This is a genomic window from Allostigmatella hybrida (assembly GCF_020103775.1).
Classification (GTDB): Bacteria; Myxococcota; Myxococcia; order Myxococcales; family Myxococcaceae; genus Hyalangium; species Hyalangium aurantiaca.
The window spans coordinates 19112-35853 of sequence record NZ_JAHXBH010000014.1 but is presented as its reverse complement, the minus strand read 5'-3'; the positions used below and the strand labels follow the sequence as shown (position 1 = coordinate 35853).

General features: G+C 69.9%; 17 protein-coding genes and 1 pseudogene. 8 read left to right on the top strand and 10 right to left on the bottom strand.

Going from position 1 to position 16742, the window contains the following annotated elements; all coding sequences use genetic code 11:
- Window positions 1-87: 87 nt before the first annotated feature.
- Window positions 88-297, bottom strand: a pseudogene (locus KY661_RS37320) (M23 family metallopeptidase); the annotation flags it as partial.
- Between the two features lie 378 nt (window positions 298-675).
- Here KY661_RS37320 and KY661_RS21115 point away from each other — a divergent pair.
- The 3 genes from KY661_RS21115 (at window position 676) to KY661_RS21105 (ending at window position 3954) form a co-directional block, all read left to right on the top strand.
- Window positions 676-1332 (top strand): TetR/AcrR family transcriptional regulator, encoded by a 657-nt coding sequence (locus KY661_RS21115; RefSeq protein ID WP_075006652.1) that lies wholly within the window; start codon window positions 676-678, stop codon window positions 1330-1332.
- 11 nt (window positions 1333-1343) lie between these two features.
- A complete protein-coding gene (locus KY661_RS21110; protein WP_225411930.1) occupies window positions 1344-2225 on the top strand; it encodes a sterol desaturase family protein in 882 nt (293 codons plus the stop codon).
- 139 nt (window positions 2226-2364) lie between these two features.
- Window positions 2365-3954 carry a glucose-6-phosphate isomerase gene (locus KY661_RS21105; protein WP_225411929.1) on the top strand — a complete coding sequence of 530 codons (1590 nt, stop codon included), beginning with the start codon at window positions 2365-2367 and terminating at the stop codon, window positions 3952-3954.
- Window positions 3955-3957: 3 nt separating this feature from the next.
- On the opposite strand, the gene KY661_RS21100 is transcribed toward KY661_RS21105, so the two are convergent.
- From KY661_RS21100 to atpD, 7 genes are all read right to left on the bottom strand, one after another.
- Window positions 3958-4440 (bottom strand): hypothetical protein, encoded by a 483-nt coding sequence (locus KY661_RS21100; protein WP_225411928.1) that lies wholly within the window; start codon window positions 4438-4440, stop codon window positions 3958-3960.
- Entirely contained in the window at window positions 4437-4841 is a 405-nt protein-coding gene (locus tag KY661_RS21095; protein ID WP_225411927.1) for a phage holin family protein, read from the bottom strand. The genes KY661_RS21100 and KY661_RS21095 overlap by 4 nt, the downstream gene beginning before the upstream one ends.
- A 171-nt stretch (window positions 4842-5012) precedes the next feature.
- A complete protein-coding gene (locus KY661_RS21090; RefSeq protein WP_075006656.1) occupies window positions 5013-6038 on the bottom strand; it encodes an ADP-ribosylglycohydrolase family protein in 1026 nt (341 codons plus the stop codon).
- 170 nt (window positions 6039-6208) lie between these two features.
- Window positions 6209-6460: a hypothetical protein gene (locus tag KY661_RS21085; RefSeq protein ID WP_225411926.1), complete on the bottom strand. Its 252-nt coding sequence runs from the start codon at window positions 6458-6460 to the stop codon at window positions 6209-6211.
- Window positions 6461-6481: 21 nt separating this feature from the next.
- Window positions 6482-6886 carry a F0F1 ATP synthase subunit epsilon gene (locus tag KY661_RS21080; RefSeq protein WP_075006658.1) on the bottom strand — a complete coding sequence of 135 codons (405 nt, stop codon included), beginning with the start codon at window positions 6884-6886 and terminating at the stop codon, window positions 6482-6484.
- 23 nt (window positions 6887-6909) lie between these two features.
- Window positions 6910-7461 (bottom strand): hypothetical protein, encoded by a 552-nt coding sequence (locus KY661_RS21075; RefSeq protein WP_225411925.1) that lies wholly within the window; start codon window positions 7459-7461, stop codon window positions 6910-6912.
- 28 nt (window positions 7462-7489) lie between these two features.
- Window positions 7490-8935, bottom strand: a complete 1446-nt coding sequence (atpD, locus tag KY661_RS21070) for a F0F1 ATP synthase subunit beta (RefSeq protein WP_075006660.1) — start codon at window positions 8933-8935, stop codon at window positions 7490-7492.
- A gap of 252 nt (window positions 8936-9187) precedes the next feature.
- Between atpD and KY661_RS21065 the strand changes: the two genes are divergently transcribed.
- Window positions 9188-10108, top strand: a complete 921-nt coding sequence (locus KY661_RS21065) for an aldo/keto reductase (protein ID WP_225411924.1) — start codon at window positions 9188-9190, stop codon at window positions 10106-10108.
- Between the two features lie 36 nt (window positions 10109-10144).
- Here KY661_RS21065 and atpG read toward each other — a convergent pair whose 3' ends face one another.
- On the bottom strand, window positions 10145-11038 hold the full coding sequence (gene atpG, locus KY661_RS21060) for an ATP synthase F1 subunit gamma (protein ID WP_225411923.1): 894 nt from the start codon (window positions 11036-11038) through the stop codon (window positions 10145-10147).
- 143 nt (window positions 11039-11181) lie between these two features.
- On the opposite strand from atpG, the gene KY661_RS21055 reads away from it, so the two are divergent.
- From KY661_RS21055 to KY661_RS21045, 3 genes are all read left to right on the top strand, one after another.
- Window positions 11182-11826 (top strand): SanA/YdcF family protein, encoded by a 645-nt coding sequence (locus KY661_RS21055; protein WP_075006663.1) that lies wholly within the window; start codon window positions 11182-11184, stop codon window positions 11824-11826.
- Window positions 11827-11935: 109 nt separating this feature from the next.
- Window positions 11936-12208, top strand: a complete 273-nt coding sequence (locus KY661_RS21050) for a hypothetical protein (protein ID WP_075006664.1) — start codon at window positions 11936-11938, stop codon at window positions 12206-12208.
- A 56-nt stretch (window positions 12209-12264) separates the two neighbouring features.
- The gene (locus tag KY661_RS21045) at window positions 12265-13338 is read left to right on the top strand and encodes an AI-2E family transporter (protein ID WP_225411921.1); all 1074 of its coding nucleotides are present in this window, start codon (window positions 12265-12267) and stop codon (window positions 13336-13338) included.
- Window positions 13339-13359: 21 nt separating this feature from the next.
- Here KY661_RS21045 and KY661_RS21040 read toward each other — a convergent pair whose 3' ends face one another.
- Window positions 13360-14601: a histone H1-like repetitive region-containing protein gene (locus KY661_RS21040; RefSeq protein ID WP_225411920.1), complete on the bottom strand. Its 1242-nt coding sequence runs from the start codon at window positions 14599-14601 to the stop codon at window positions 13360-13362.
- 353 nt (window positions 14602-14954) lie between these two features.
- Here KY661_RS21040 and KY661_RS21035 point away from each other — a divergent pair, with 353 nt between their 5' ends.
- Window positions 14955-16742 carry a CotH kinase family protein gene (locus KY661_RS21035; RefSeq protein WP_225411919.1) on the top strand — a complete coding sequence of 596 codons (1788 nt, stop codon included), beginning with the start codon at window positions 14955-14957 and terminating at the stop codon, window positions 16740-16742.

The following is a 16742-nucleotide window of genomic DNA, read 5'->3' as shown; positions in this document are numbered from 1 at the left end:
GGGGTTGTTCCACCCCCGGCCCACCTGGCGCGCCACCTTGAAGTGCAGGTGCGGACCGCACGACCAGCCCGTCGCGCCCGAGAAGCCGATGAGCTGTCCCTGCTTCACCTGCTCGCCCGGCGTCACCACCACGGCGCTGAAGTGCAGGTACTGCGTCTCCAGCCCGTCCGCGTGGGAGAGGACGACGTAGTTGGCCTGGGGCGCGAACTTCTCGTCACAGCCCCCTTCCGTGCTGTCCCCGCGCGCCATGCGCACCACGCCATCCTTCGCGGCGACGATGGGCGTGCCCTCGGACATCCGGAAATCCCACGCATAGGTGTCGTTGTGCTTGTGGCTACCCGTGTCATGTCCCTGGCTCACCGTGTGGATACGCCCACAGGCAAACGGGACACCAACTTCAGGGACCTCCGAGAGGGTGTTGGGGGAAACCGCTGGAACGGACGCAAGGACCAGGAGGGTTGAAAGGATCATGTGTAGGGCCGCCTCTCAACGGAGGGAAGTCCCGAGCCTATTCCATGTGATTTTCCCGCTCGCGCCAGGCCGGCCTACCGCCAGGCGGGCCCAGCCCTTGTCCGCCCGTCTGCTGTAGGCCGCCTTCCCCGGGTCCCCCGCACCCTGAACGTTTTTCTCATATAGTGACTAGTCACTTTTTAAGTTGCGCGTTACAGTCCAGGTATGCCCCCGCGAAAGGCATCCCCCGAAGCCCCCGCGCATGCGCGCCGCACCCAGCAGGAGCGGCGTGAGGAGACGCGCCGGCGGCTGCTGGACGCCACCATCGCGGTGCTGGTCGAGCAGGGCTACGCGCGGCTCACCACGGTGGAGGTCGCCAAGCGGGCGGGCGTCTCCCAGGGCGCGGTCTTCACCCACTTCGACACCAAGGCGGAGCTGCTGGTGGCCGCCGTCGAGCACCTCTTTCCCCGCCTCATCCAGGACTACCTCGCCGGCTACGCGGGGCTGCCCGGGGGGAGGGACCGCATCGGCGCCGCGGTAGAGATGCTGTGGGCCGTGTTCGAGCGGCCGGAGATGCTCGCCGCCGTCGAGCTGTACGTGGCGGCCCGCACGGAGCCCGAGCTCCAGGCGGCGCTCGCCACCGTGGAGGGCCCCCACCGGGACAACCTCCTGCGCGTGGCGCGCGGGCTGTTTCCCGAGGCGGCCGAGTACCCGGACTTCGAGGCCGTCGTCGAGCTGGTCATCGACGCGGTGCAGGGCGGCGCCATCGCCCGCGTGGCCCGGCCCCACCACCCGGCCCTGCCGCGAATGCGCCAGGTGCTCGTCCGCTTCGTCCACCGCAGCTTCACCCGGCACCGGCAACACCAGCGCATCCGCCCCTAGCGAGGTCTCCCATGGAAGAGCTTCACATCCCCGACCTCATCGTCCTGGCGATCCCCTTCTTCCTCGTGTCGCTCGTGGCCGAGGGGCTCATCGTCCGGCGGTTGAAGCGCGAGGGCCGGCCGCTCGTGGGCCACACGGTGAAGGACACCGCGGCGAGCCTCTCCATGGGCCTGGGCAACCTCGCCATCAACCTCGGCTGGAAGGGCATCGCCTTCGCGGCGTACGTGGCGCTCTACCAGCTCACGCCGCTGCGCCTGGGCACCGGCCCCTGGGCCTGGGTGCTGCTCTTCTTCGCGGACGACTTCTGCTACTACTGGTTCCACCGCGTCCATCACGAGTGCCGCTTCTTCTGGGCCTCGCACGTGGTGCACCACTCCAGCGAGCACTACAACCTGTCCACGGCGCTGCGGCAGACGTGGACGCCCATGACGGGGCTGCCCTTCTGGCTGCCCCTGGCGCTGCTGGGCTTCCACCCGGTGATGATTGTCACCGCGCAGTCCATCAGCCTGCTCTACCAGTACTGGATCCACACCGAGACCATCGGGCGGATGGGGCCGCTGGAGTGGGTGCTCAACACGCCCTCGCACCACCGCGCGCACCACGCCTCCAACGTGCAGTACCTCGACAAGAACTACGGCGGCATCCTCATCCTCTGGGACCGGCTCTTCGGCACCTTCCAGCCCGAGGTGGAGCGGCCGGTGTACGGGCTGACGAAGAACATCCACACCTTCCACCCGGTGCACATCGCCTTCCACGAGTACGCCGCCATCCTGAAGGACTTGCAGCGCGCCGAGCCCCTGCGCACCCGGCTGGGCCGCGTCTTCCACGGCCCGGGCTGGCTGCCCGGACCGGAACGTCCCCCGGACAACACCGCGCACACCCTTTCCGCCTGAAATCCGGGGTTCGGCCCCCTTCCGCATGGGGGCCCATGTCGGACAAGCCACCACCTCCGCACGAGGAACGCGTCAGGCGCCTTTTCCCTGTGGGGACGAAGCGCTAGGACAGCGGGGGAACTCGGTGTGCGGAGGAACGATGAGCCAGCGGGAGCTGTGGGAGCGGTACAAGCGTTATCTGTGTGTCAGCCCATCCTTGGGCTTCTCGCTCGACATCTCGCGGATGAAGTTCACCGAGGCCTTCCTGGACCGGATGCGCGAGCCGCTGAAGCAGGCCTTCGATGCCATGGAGGAGCTGGAGAAGGGGGCCATCGCCAACCCGGACGAGAAGCGCCAGGTGGGCCACTACTGGCTCCGGGCCTCGGAGCTGTCGCCCGAGGCGGGCATCGGCCGGTCCATCCGCGACACGCTGGCGGACGTGCACTGGTTCGCCGAGGAGATCCACGCCGGGCGAATCGTCCCGCAGACGGCCGAGCGCTTCACCCAGCTGCTCATCGTCGGCATCGGCGGCTCGGCGCTGGGCCCGCAGCTGGTGGCGGACGCGCTGGGCGGCGCCTCGGACCCGATGAAGCTGTTCTTCTTCGACAACACGGACCCCGACGGCATGGACCGGGTGCTCGCCCAGGTGGGTGACAAGCTGCCCGAGACGCTCACGCTCGTCATCAGCAAGTCGGGCGGCACCAAGGAGACGCGCAACGGCATGCTGGAGGCAGAGCGGGCCTACAAAGCGCGCGGGCTCGAGTTCGGCGCGCACGCGGTGGCCATCACCGGCGACAACAGCGAGCTGGACCGGTACGCGAAGAAGAACAGCTGGCTGCGCACCTTCCCCATGTGGGACTGGATCGGCGGGCGCACCTCGGTGCTCTCCGCGGTGGGCCTGCTGCCCGCGCGGCTCCAGGGGCTGGATGTGGACGGGCTGCTCGCGGGCGCGCGGGAGATGGACCGGCAGACGCGGCAGCGCGAACTGACGCGCAACCCCGCGGCGCTGCTCGCGCTCATGTGGTTCCACGCCGGGGAGGGGCGGGGCACCCGCGACATGGTCATCCTGCCGTACAAGGACCGGCTGCTCCTGCTCTCGAAGTACCTCCAGCAGCTCGTCATGGAGTCGCTGGGCAAGGAGCTGTCGCTGGACGGCCAGGTGGTCAACCAGGGCATCGCCGTCTACGGCAACAAGGGCTCCACGGATCAGCACGCCTACGTGCAGCAGCTGCGCGAGGGCGTTCACAACTTCTTCGTCACCTTCGTGGAGGTGCTCAAGGACCGGCAAGGCCCCTCGCAGCCCGTCGAGGAGGACGCCACCAGCGGCGACTACCTAGTGGGCTTCCTGCTGGGCACGCGCCGGGCGCTCTACGAGAAGGACCGCGAGTCCATCCTGCTCACCGTACCGGACGTGAGCGCGCGCACGCTGGGGGCCCTCATCGCCCTGTACGAGCGCGCGGTGGGGCTCTACGCCCAGCTCGTGCACATCAACGCCTACCACCAGCCGGGCGTCGAGGCGGGCAAGAAGGCCGCCGGCACCGTGCTGGAGCTGCAGCGCAAGCTGCTGTCCCACCTGCGCGCGAAGAAGGGGCAGGCGGGGACGGCGGACGCGCTGGCCACCGCCATTGGCGCCCCGGACGAGGCGGAGACGGTGTTCCACGTGCTGGAGCACCTGGCGGCCAACCCGGACCATGGCGTGACGCGCACCGAAGGCAGCAGCCCCTTCGATGCGCGCTACCAGGTGGCCTGAGCCTCAGGCCTGCTTCGCGGGCGTGCCCTGACGCTGGGGCACGAGCCCCCGGACGGCGTTCTTGGCCACCGCGGTGGCCAGCGCCGAGCCGAAGATGACGACGAGCTTGCGCCCCAGCTCCACGCTCAGGGGCGCCTGCTCGGCGCGGGTGGCAAGCCGCTCCGGGTGCTCCCACGCGCGATGAAGCGCCAGCCGCCGCTTCTTCGCGAGGATCTGTTGCCGGTGGCGCGCGCGCCACACCCCGATGCCCACCCCCACGCCCACCATCGCAAGGGCGGCGACGCCCAGCCCGATGAGCAGTTCCTGGTGCTGGGAGGCGTGGTAGCGCACGTCCATGACGCGCTCGCGCCGGCGCTCCAGCTCGCTCAGGGTGAGCAGCAGCTCGTCGCGGATGCGGTCGGCGGTGCGCTCCACCTGCTCGCGCGCGTTGTTGCTGGACACGATGTGCGTGGGCCCGCTCTTCGCCATCGAATCACGCTCGCTCATTGAAGGGTCTCCCGCGCCAGGCCGAAGTCCGCCTTGAGGCGCTCCTGGGTATGGTTGAGGGGCTTCTTGGGCAGCTTCTTCACGCCCACCCAGCCCAGCACGCCCGCGATGAGCAGGATGGCCACGCCCACCAGCAGCACCCCCAGCGGGGCGGCCACGGGCAGCACCAGCCCCAGCGCGACGAAGAGGGCCGCCACCCCACACAGCGCCAGCACCCCGGCGGCGCCCAGCAGGATGCCGCCAGTCCGGGCGGCCTTCACTTCCTCCCGCAGCTCCTTCTTGGCATGCAGGACCTCCGCCTTCACCAGCAGCCTTGCCTCCGCGAAGGCGTGCCGGATGAGTTCGGCGGTGGTCAGAGACTCCAGTTGGCTTCGCTCCAAGCGTTCCGATTCGAGGTCCACGTCTCCGCCTCCCAGCTTCACAGGAGCCCCGTCCACGCTTTGCCGCGCCCGGTGCCCCGCCTGCGCCAAAGGTGGGGAGCGCCCCGTGTAGGGAGAAGTCCGCAGGAAATACAGGAGGAGGGCTGCCTGCCTGCCCGCCTTCTGCGGGAGGGCCGCCGAGGGCAGCCAGGCTCAGCGCCGGCGGTGCAGGGCCAGCGCGGTGACGAGCGTCTCGCGCACCTGGCGGGCCTGGAAGAGCCGGTCTGCGGTGTCCAGCAGGTTCTCCCCGTAGAGCACCTGCTTGCGCAGGCGGGCAGGCAGGGCGCGCGTGCCCAGGTGCGCCCCCAGGAGCGCGCCCGTCACCGCCGCGGCCACGTCCACCTCGCCGCCACAGCGCAGCACCAGCGCCACCGCCTCGCGGAAGTCGTGGGGCATCTTCAGCGTCGCGTACAGCGAGGTGAGCAGCACCGGCACCACGTGCGGCGGCAGCCCCTCCACCCCGTCGAGCTCCGAGCGCGGCACGCCCACCTTGCGCAGCGCGCCCAGCGCGCGGGACACATCCCACGTGAGCAGCCGGGGCAGGTGCCGCAGCTCCTCCGCGAGCGTCTTGTCGTGCACCGCCGCGGCCAGCGCCAGGGACTCGCAGAAGGCCGCCGCCGTGAGCGCCTCCTCTTCCATGCCCAGCGCCACCGCCTGCGCGAAGGCCGCCGCGGCAGCCGCGCAGGTGGGGTCCTTGTGCGTCACCACCGAGAGCACGCCCGCGTCGTGCGGCAGGCGCGCGCGGCGGCCCTCGAAGAGGCCCACCACCATGGCGCGGCTGAGCACCGAGGGGCACTTGAGGCCCAGCGGCGCCCCGGCGCTCATCCACGGCGCGCCGCCCGCGAGCCGCTGGAGCGCCTCGGACAGGCCCTTGGGCGGCTGGAGGATGACGCCCTCCTGCCACAGCCACGCGAAGTGCGCCGCGGCGCTGCGCCCATCCACCTTGCCCTCGCGGATGACGCTCTCGCTGGCGGCCAGCAGCATCTGCGTGTCGTCGGAGAACTGCCCCTTGGCGAACTTGCCGCGCGGACGCGGGGAGAAGTCATCCGCCAGGTGGGTGAGCCGCGTGAGGCTCGCCGGCGGCACGCCCCGCAGCGGAAACCCCAGGGCATCGCCGATGGCGAGGCCCAGGAACGCCGCATGAAACCTGTCCTGGCGCTCGGCGGGAGTCAGCGGCATCGGGGGCGCGAGATTAGCCGAGGCTCGAACGAGGACCAGCCGAATCCAGCAGCACGCCAAAGTCGAGCATCCGCATCCTCTTCCGGGCCGTCCCCGCGCCAACCGCACGAGGCAATGGAGGGCGGGTTTGGTACCGTAAGAGGCGGGCGCGGGGCAAGCCTCACACAAAGCTACGTGTCGCTGTCGCGCCCCAGATTCACCACCGCTTGCAATCGCGCGAGCACCGCCTCCGCGCCCTCATGCAAGCGCGTTCCATCCCACAGCGCGGGACAGGTGTGGCCACCGTGGCGTGCGAAGTCCGCTTGCACTTCGTCGAAGGCGAGGTTGCGGAAACGCACACGGTCCTCGAGCGCATGGTCGACGATGTAGACGCGCACCCGGGCCGAGGGCCGGTCCGGGATGCGGTGAAAGAGCTCGAACACGGCCACGGGCCCGGAAGAGGCCTAGCGGCCGCCCGCGACGTTCATGCGCGCCGTCTCGCGGCGCACCGTGGCCTGCTCGGCCAGGTACCGCGCGTCCTCGGAGGACAGGCCCTTGAGGCGCTCCTGCGCCTCGGCCAGGCGCTTGCGCGCGGCCTCCACGTCGATGCCCGCCACGGGCTCGGCGCCGTCGGCCAGCACCAGCACCTTGTCGTTGCCCACCTCGACGAAGCCACCGGCGATGAAGAAGGACTCGCGCCGGCCCGCGTCGATGAGCGTCAACTCCCCGGGCTCCACGAGCGACAGGAAGGGCGCGTGGCCGGGGCGCACGCCGAAGAGGCCGCGGCTTCCCGGCACGATGGCCTCGTCGGCCTGCACGGACAGGATGCGCTTCTCAGGGGTGACAATCTCCACGGTCAGCTTGGCCATGCGTTCCTCGGGGTGCCGCTGATTCAGAATGAGAGCCGCTGGGTCTTACTCGCCACCGGCTCGAACTCCACCTTCTCGTCGTCCGTGAGGCGCGGGCCCTTGCCGGGGATGCCCAGCGTCCCTTCCAGCCACTTGAAGTGGCCGTGCATCTGCCGCACCTCGCCCCACTGCTTGGCGGCCACGAGCTCCGGCAGCCGCAGCACCTTCAGCTTCTCGCCGGAGCGGTTGTACAGCACCGCCACCGTCGCGTTGGCCCAGGCCGGCACGCGCACCTTGCGGCGGCCCTGCTTCTCCACCACCGCGCGCTTGCCCTTCTCCACGAGCGGCAGGAGCACCCAGACGCGCTCCCCGTCGTTCGAGGCGAAGTACAAGTCATTCACCGAGCCGATGCACCCGGCGAACTGCCATAGCAGGCCGCTCTCCTGGAGCATCTCCACCCGGCACTCGCCGGGCGCCGTCTCCACCAGCCGCACGCTGAAGGTGCCGTTGGCGCTCACGCGGGCCTTGCTGGCGCGCTCCGCGCCCAGGGCTGGCAGGGCCAGCCCCAGCAGCATCAGGGACAGGGTGAGGCGCATGGGAGCCCCTCCAGGGGAGGCGGGAGCTTTAGGCCGCGGCGAGCTTGCGGGCCTTCTCGATCGCCTCGTTGATGTTGCCCACCATGTAGAAGGCGGCCTCGGGCAGATCGTCGTGCTTGCCCTCGGCAAGCTCCTTGAAGCCCTGGATGGTGTCCTTCAGCTCCACGTAGCGCCCCGGGGCGCCGGTGAAGACTTCGGCCACGTGGAAGGGCTGGGAGAGGAACTTCTGGATCTTCCGGGCGCGCGCCACGGTGAGCTTGTCCGACTCGGACAGCTCGTCCATGCCGAGGATGGCGATGATGTCCTGGAGCTCCTTGTACTTCTGGAGGATGCCCTGGACCTTGCGCGCCACCCCGTAGTGCTCCGGCCCCACGACGTTCGGGTCGAGGATGCGGCTGGTGGAGTCGAGCGGGTCCACCGCGGGGTAGATGCCCAGCTCGGAGATGGCGCGGTTGAGCACCGTGGTCGCATCCAGGTGGGCGAACGTGGTGGCCGGCGCCGGGTCCGTCAGGTCGTCGGCGGGCACGTAGATGGCCTGCACGGAGGTGACCGAGCCCTTGTTGGTGGAGGTGATGCGCTCCTGCAGGGCGCCCATCTCCGTGGACAGCGTGGGCTGGTAACCCACGGCGCTGGGGATGCGGCCCAGGAGCGCGGACACCTCGGAACCGGCCTGGGTGAAGCGGAAGATGTTGTCCACGAAGAGGAGCACGTCGCGCCCCTCCATGTCCCGGAAGTACTCGGCGATGGTGAGCGCCGAGAGGGCCACGCGGGCACGGGCGCCGGGCGGCTCATTCATCTGCCCGTACACCAGCACGCACTGGCTCTCCTCCAGGTTCTTCGTGTTGATGACGTTGCCTTCCTGCATCTCGTGGTACAGGTCGTTGCCCTCGCGGGTGCGCTCGCCCACGCCGGCGAACACCGAGAAGCCGCCGCGCTCCTTGGCCACGTTGCGGATGAGCTCCATCAGGAGCACCGTCTTGCCCACGCCGGCGCCGCCGAACAGGCCAATCTTGCCACCGCGGGTGTAGGGCCCCAGCAGGTCGATGACCTTGATGCCCGTCTCGAAGGCCTGCACGCGCACGTCCTGCTCCACGAAGGTGGGCGCGGGGCGGTGGATGGGCCACGTCTGCGTGGAGGTGATGGGGCCGCGCTCGTCCACCGGCTCGCCGATGACGTTCAGGATGCGGCCCAGGGTGCCCTTGCCCACGGGCACCTGGATGGGGGCGCCGGTGTTCTTCACCGCCTGGCCACGGGCCAGACCCTCGGTGGAGTCCATGGAGATGCAGCGCACCATGTTCTCGCCCAGGTGCTGCGCCACCTCGATGGTGAGGTTGTCCGCCTCGGCGCTGATGCTGGGGTTGGTCACCTTGAGGGCGGTGTACACCTCGGGCAGGCCTCCCGGCGGGAACTCCACGTCAATCACGGGACCGAGGACCTGGGTGATCTTGCCTACCGTCGCAACTTGAGCGCTCATGGAATTCGTCTGCCTCTTTGGCGAAAGGCGGTTTCGGCCGCTAACTCTGACATCGGCCCGAAGGTGGGGAACGGGCCCCCTTTACCGGGGGGCTATGGCCGGGTCAAGCCTTGCGGCGGACTGCTCCCGGCCCGGGAGAGGCACACATCCCTTTTCCTTATAACCCGGCCCTTTCCCGGAGAATTCAAGGGCCTGGATGGCGGTTGGAGGGCAGGAGGGCAGCCGCTATTGCCCCCCTCCAAGGACTCCTCGATGAGCCGATTCCACCGGCGCGCCTTTCTCCACGCCTCGGGCCTGACCCTCGCCGCTACGGCGGCGGGACGGGTCTGGGCCGCCCCACCGGAGACCCCCCGCATGCTCACCCGCCCCATCCCCAGCACCCAGGAGCCCCTGCCCGTCATCGGCATGGGCACCTGGCAGACCTTCGACGTGGGCCCGGACGCGGCGGAGCAGGCGCCGCTGGAGGAGGTGCTCCGCACGTTCGTCGCGCTGGGCGGCACGCTCGTCGACTCCTCGCCCATGTACGGCCGCTCCGAGGAGGTGGTGGGGACGCTGGCGGTGAAGACGGGCCTCCAGCCGAAGCTCTTCCTGGCCACCAAGGTGTGGACCTCGGGCAAGGCCGAGGGCATCCGGCAGATGGAGGACTCGCTGCGCAAGCTGCGCGCGCAGCGCGTGGATCTGATGGAGGTCCACAACCTGGTGGATGCCGCGACGCACCTGGACACCCTCCGGGCGTGGAAGGAGGAGGGCCGCGTCCGGTACGTGGGCGTCACCCACTACACGGCGAGCGCCCACGACGCGGTGGCGAAGCTCCTCCAGTCCCGGAAGGTGGACTTCGTGCAGATCAACTACTCGGTGGGAGAGCGGGAGGCCGAGCAGCGGCTGCTCTCCGTCGCGCGCGAGCGGGGCGTGGCCGTCATCGCCAACCGGCCCTTCGCGGGCGGGGGACTGCTCCAGCGGCTCAAGCACAAGCCCCTGCCCCCGTGGGCGGCGGAGCTCGACTGCGAGAGCTGGGCGCAGCTCTTGCTGAAGTTCGTGATTTCGCACCCGGCCGTGACGTGCGCGATCCCCGCCACGTCCAAGCCCAGCCACCTGCGCGACAACATGAAGGCAGGGCTGGGACGGCTGCCGGATGAAAAGCTTCGGGCCCGCATCGCCGCGGAAGCGGCGTAGGCGGGCCCGGGCACCTGCACACGGCGGGGAAGAGGCCTACTTCAGGGCCTCGGCGCCGGAGACGATCTCCGACAGCTCCTTGGTGATGACGGCCTGGCGCGTGCGGTTGTAGTGCAGGGACAGGTCGGCGATCATGTCGCTGGCGTTGCGGGTGGCGTTCTCCATGGCGCTCATGCGGGCGCCGTGCTCGCTGGCCACGCTCTCCAGCAGGGCGCGGTACAGCTTGATGGAGATGGCCTGCGGCACCAGCCGGTCGAGCACCGCCTGGCGGTCCGGCTCGTACTCGAAGTCCACCATCGAGGTGGCCGTGGCGGCGGCCGGCGTCCCCGCCGGGGCGGCCGGGGCGAAGTTCTGGAGCGGGAGAAGCTGCTCCACGGTGATCTTCTGGCTGATGGCGGAGATGAACTCGTTGTAGACGACGTAGACGGCGTCCACCTCGCCATTGAGGAAGCTGGCGGTGAGCTCCTCGGCCATCTCCCGGGCGGCAAGGTAATTCAGCCGCTGGTACAGGCCGCCGTAGTCCTTGCGGATGTTCTGGCCGCGCTGGCGGAAGAAGTCGTGGCCCTTGCGCCCCACCGTGGACAGCTGGACGCGCTCCAGCCCGCTGTTCTCGAAGATGAAGCGGTTGGCGCGACGGATGACGTTGGAGTTGAACCCACCGGCCAGGCCACGGTCCGAGGTCAGCAGCACCACCTCGGCGCGCTTGACGGGGCGGCTCACCAGCAGCGGGTGCGCCAGTTCCTGGTCCCCGGAGCGGGCCGCCAGATCGGCGATGATCTGGTCCAGCGTCTGGGCGTAGGGGCGGGCGGCGATGATGGAATCCTGCGCCTTGCGCAGCTTCGCGGCGGCCACCATCTTCATGGCCTTGGTGATCTGCCGCGTGTTCTTCACCGAGCGGATGCGCTTGCGGATGTCGCGAAGGGACGCCATGGGCCTTGAGCTCCTGTTGAGCGGCGCCCCCTATATAAGCGGTGCGCCAGCCGGTCAACCCTCGGCTCTCAAGAAGACCGCCCCCCCTTCCAGGCGGCGAGAGGCCGGGAGACAATGGCCCCCTGTCCACGGTCTTTCTTGCCATGGGGCGTCGCGGCGTGCTGGGTGTTTGGATGCGCAGAGGGCTGCTGACCGGCGTGCTGAGCCTGCTCGGCGTGCTGGCGCTGTCCCACTTCGTCCAGCAGCGCTACGCCCACCGCATCCTCCCCCGCGAGGGGGCCCCCGAGGCCCCCATGGCGCTGGTGTTCGGCGCGGGGCTGGCGCCCGGGGGGGTGCCCTCCGCCGTGCTGGCCCAGCGGCTGGACACGGCCATCGCGCTCTGGCGGGCGAAGAAGGTGGACGCGGTGCTCGTCAGCGGGGACAACTCGGACCGGTTCCACGACGAGACGCGCGCCATGCGCCGCTACCTGCTGGAGCGGGGCGTGCCCGAGCGGGTGGTGCTCGGGGATGACGCGGGCCTGTCCACCTACGACAGCTGCGTGCGCGCCCACGACGTCTTCGGCATGCGCCGGGCGCTGTTGGTGACCCAGCGCTTCCACCTGCCGCGCGCGCTCTACATCGCCAACTCCGTGGGCATGGATGCCTGGGGCGTGGCGGCCGACGAGGGCAGGCCCTCCACCCGGCGCTACCTCCTGCGCGAGACGTTCTCCCGCGTGCTGGCGGTGCTCATGGTCATGATGGACCTGAAGCCCGCCTCCTCCCTCGCCTCGCCGCCTCCGGCGCGTTGAGCGCCTGCATGGGGGCAGGCAGGCGGGCACCGCGCGTTGCCGCAACCTCCAGGGCGCCGCACTTTAAAGCGGAAGCAGCCAAGCCACCGTGCTGCCCGGAGGAAGAATCATGCGCTTCAAGAAGCTGGGGTCAGAGGATGTGGGCGAAGCCTCCTCGCGGCGCCACGTGAACCCCGCCACGGGAGACGAGGAGATCAACATCACGGATCAGGACCTGGTGGCCACGCCTCCCCTGGAGGACGAGCCGGACTTCCGGGACATCCTGCCGGATCAGATCCAGTCGTTCCGTGCCGAGGGAGAAGAGGACGATGAGGACGGGTGGACCGCCCGTCCGCGCGAGGAGATGCGCCCCATCGACCGCGAGCAGTTGCCGGAGGGGTAAGGGTGGGCACAGCCTCGGGGTCGCGCTCTCAGATATCCCCCCGCACGGTCTGGACGGTGGGGCTGAACATTCTGGCGATCCTGGGGCTGCTCCTGATGGTGCGTGCCGCCAGCGGCGTCCTGTCCTGGGTGCTGGTGGCGCTGTTCCTGGCCCTGGCGGCCAGCCCGGGGGTCTCCTGGCTCCAGCGCCGGGGGCTGCGGCGCGGGATGGCCGTGGGATTGGTGTTCCTGACTGGACTGGGCCTGGTCGTGGCCCTGTTGACGACGTTCGTCCCCATGCTCGTGCAGCAAGGCCAATCCCTGGTCCATGCGGCGCCCGGCTACATCGAGGCGCTGAAGCACGAGCCCTGGGTCCAGCAGCTCGACGAGCGCTATGACGTCATCGAGCGCGTCTCCGCGGAGATGCGGCAGCGGTTGCCCGGGGCGGCGATGCCCATGCTGGGGGTGGTGTCGGGCGTGCTCCACCGCCTGGCGGCCTTCATCACCGTGGTGGTGCTGACGCTCTTCTTCCTGTGCTTCGGCCAGGACGTGTTCGACAAGGCCCTGCTGTGGCTGCCGCCGCCGGAGCGGACCTATTGGCGGGGGCTGGCGCTGCGGATGTACCACAACGTCGGAAGCTACGTGGCCGGCGCGTTCTGCATCTCGCTCATTGGCGGGGCGGTGACGCTGGCGACGCTGCTGTTCCTGGGCGTGCCCTACTTCGTCCCGCTCGGCCTGGCCATGGCGATGCTGGGCCTCATCCCGTTCATCGGCCCGCTGCTCGGAGGGGCGCTCGTGGTCGCCACCGCGTATGCCTCGGGGGGCATGCGCGTGGGCCTCATCGCGCTCGGGGTCTTCTTCGTGTACCAGCAGGTGGAGAACCACCTGCTCCAGCCCATCATCCAGCGCCACACCCTGCGGATGAATCCCCTGCTCATCGCGCTGTCCATGCTGGTGGGCACCGCGTTCGCCGGAGTGCTCGGCGCGCTCCTGGCCTTGCCGGTCGCGGGCGCGGTCCAGGTCGTGGCCCAGGACCGGCTCGCCCGCCGCCAGGAGCGGTGGCATGCACAGGGCATGGACCCCATCGTCGAGCCGGTGCCCCCGCCTCCGCGCGAGGCGGAGGGGGAGAACGCGCAGGGCCCGCGGCACTGAGTCCGCGAGGCACTGCGGACGTTAGCCTCTTCGGGCGCCCGCCTTCTTCGCGGGGGCCTTCTTGGCCGGAGCCTTCTTGGCCGGAGCCTTCTTGGCCGGAGCCTTCTTGGCCGGAGCCTTCTTCGCAGGAGCCTTCTTCGCAGCGCCCTTCTTCGAAGCGGACTTCTGGGCCGGGGCCTTCTTCACCGCTGCCTTCTTGGCGGGAGCATTCTTCGCCGCCGCCTTCTTGGCAGGGGCTTTCTTGGCGGGAGCTTTCTTCGCCGCCGCCTTCTTGGCAGGGGCCTTCTTCGCGGCGCTCTTGACCGTGGCCGCCTTCTTCGCGGGAGCCTTCTTCGCAGCGGACTTCTGGGCTGCCGCGGGGGCCTTGCCGGCAGCAGGAGCCTGCTCCGTGCTCTTCCTCGCCGCGGTCCGGGCCGCCGCCTTCTTGCGTGGCGCCTCCTCTTCGGCTTCCGAAGCGGCCTGCTCCGTGAGGTGCTTCACGCGCCGTTCCGCGGCCATCACCGCGGGCGTCTCGAGTCCTTCCCCGGTCTGCTTCGCGGGCGGCTCGGACTTCACGACGGCTTTGCGCGTGGGCGGCCTCTTGATGCTCTTCACGCGGCGCTCGGCGGCCATCACCGCGGGCTGCTGGAGCTCCGGGGCCTGACCCTCCTCATATTCGTACTGGAGGTCCTGGACGTCCTCTTCGGCCGCCTCGTCCTCCTGGCCCTCGGCCTCCTCGCCGGTCAGCTCGGTCAGCGCGCCCTCCACGGCGGCGATGGCCCGGGCGAAGGTACGGTCTCCGAAGTCCTCGTGCTCCACGGGCGGAACCAGCACGGGCAGCATCTGCGACAGCGCACGGTAGAGGCGCATGTCCTTCTGCTCTTCATCCCAGGTGCCGAAGAGCCAGTCGTCGTCCCCGAGCGTCTGCACCCACTCCGGCAACGGACCGCCCCCGTCCCCCTGCTCGATCATGGCCGACTTGCGCGCCGCGAAGAGGTGACGGTGCGGCCCCTTCAGGCCGAAGCGCCACACGCCGGCCACCGGCAGCCCCACCAACATCTTCCGCGTCTTCTCCTGCACGCTGGGACGCTCCCCCTCCGCGGTCAGCGGGAAGAGCACCACCTCGCCCTCGAACGTGCCGCCGTTGAGGACCGAGTACAGGTCTCCCAGCTCCCCGGGCAGGGGAATGCCGAACTCCGTCTCGCTCCTCCGCAACTCCTCCGCGGCCGCCCCCGGAGCTGTCGTCTTCGCCGACTTCTGCAGTGCCTCCAACCACTCGTGCATGGCTCCTCCACTTCAGCGGCGCCTGCCTTCAGGCGCCCATACCCCACCACTGCGCAGTGCCACTGTCCACATTCACGCACCCGCTGCCCAGGGGGAGCTGTTTCAGGCCCGGGCTGTGTTCTACACCGCCCTACCCACTCCGCCGGCGCAATCTTCCCTCACCCGGAGGCCCCTCCGCGCGCCCCCGGACTGCCCTGTTCACTCCCCCCAGGTGCCCACAGAGGGAACTGGCGTTCCCATGACAGAGCCCTCCGTTCCCTGGTCTGGGTCGCTCCGGCCCCCCAGCATCCACTACCGGACACATCTCACGAGGCACGCGCGGTGCACGCCCCCCGACCCGGACGGGAGGGCACATGCATCAACGGTGCGGGTGGTGGGTGGTGGCGATGGTGGGGTTGCTGGCCTGTGGACCGGACACGTTCTCCGTCCCGCCGCCCGGCACGAGCGAGACGGGCATCGATCCGCTCCCCGAGAAGCCCCTGCAGCCCGAGCTTCCCACGGGCCCGGGCACCCCGGACGCGGGCCCCTCGGCCCCGGATGGCGGCACCGACGCGGGCCCGAAGCTGGGCGAGTTTCCCCCCGTGCAGACGCGGGTGCCCCAGTTCGAGCTGCACATCGCCCCGGAGGACCTGGCCAAGCTGGAGGCCCACCCCACCTCCGATGAGACGGTGCCGGTGGTGGTGGTGCTCGATGGCCAGAGCGCCCCGGGCGAGGTCCGCTACCGCGGCGCGAGCACCCGCACGCTTCCTCAGAAGAGCTTCAAGATCGAACTGAACAAGGGCCATGACTTGGATGGCCGCGACCACTTCAACCTGCTCGCGAGCTGGAACGACGGCGGCAAGCTGACGGAGAAGTTCGCGGTGGACCTGTACACCGCGATGGGGCTTCCCGTGCCGAAGGCCCAGTACGTCCGGGTGAGCCTCAACGGCCAGCACAACGGGCTCTACGTGGACATGGAGCACGTGGGCAAGGAGTACCTGAGGGACCACCGCATGGAGCGCGATGCCTCCGTGTACCGCTGCGGCCACCGCAACTGCGAGATGACGCTCCAGCCCGGCGGCAACTACCAGGGCGACTTCGAGAAGAAGACCAACGAGGACGTCAGCCGCGCGGACCTCGACACGTTCCTCGCCTGGGTGAACCGCTCGGATGACGCCGATTTCGAGGCGAAGCTGGAGCGCTTCGTGAACGTGGAGGCGTACCTGGGCAACCTCGCCATGGACGCGATCATCTCCAACAACATCGTCGAGGACTCGCGCAGCTACTGGGTCCACGAGCACCGCAAGGACCAGTGGACGTACGTGCCGTGGGACCTGAACAACGCGCGGATGATCTACTGGCGCACGTGGGATGAGACGTACCCCATCATCTCCAACCGCCCGCCCCAGGCCTTCACGCTGTATGACGCCGGGGTGCAGAGCCTGTGGGAGCAGCGCCAGGCCGAGCGCCCCAGCCAGCGCCCCACCTGGAGCATGCTGGCCACGCGCGTGTGGGACCGGCCCGCCCTGCGCGAGCGGCTGCTCGCGAAGCTGGAGATGGCGCTCGCGGGCCCCTTCTCGGAGGCCAAGGCCAATGCCCACATCGACGCGCTGTGGGCCATGGCGAAGCCGGAGCTGGCCACGGACCCCTACATCTCGCCCGTCCACGTGGCGCGCGCCCAGGACTCGCTCAAGAAGTACGTGCGCGACCGCCGCGCCTTCCTCCTCAAGGCGATGAAGACGCTGAGGGCGCAGGGCTCCGGCGCGCTCGTCATCCACGAGGTGAACGCGGGCAGCTCGGGCTACGTGGAGCTGCACAACCGGGGCACCACCCCCGTGGCGCTGGAGAACTACGAGCTGACGCCGGACCTGCGCGGCACCCCGCGCTACCGGCTGCCCGCCCTCACCCTGGCGCCGAACCAGCGCGTGCGCATCATCGCCGATGGCAACCCGGCAGCGGGCCCGGAGCACATGCCCTTCACGCTCTCGCGCCTGGGCGGCGAGGTGGGCCTCTTCGATGCCCGGCAGGTGTCCCCAGCCGGCAAGCCGCTCGTGTACGCGCCAGCCGATGCCGTCTACTATGGCCCCCTGCCCGCGGGGCAGGTGTATGGCCGCAAGACGCGCGGCAGCGAGGACTTCGAGCGCCGCCCCCTCACGCCCTGA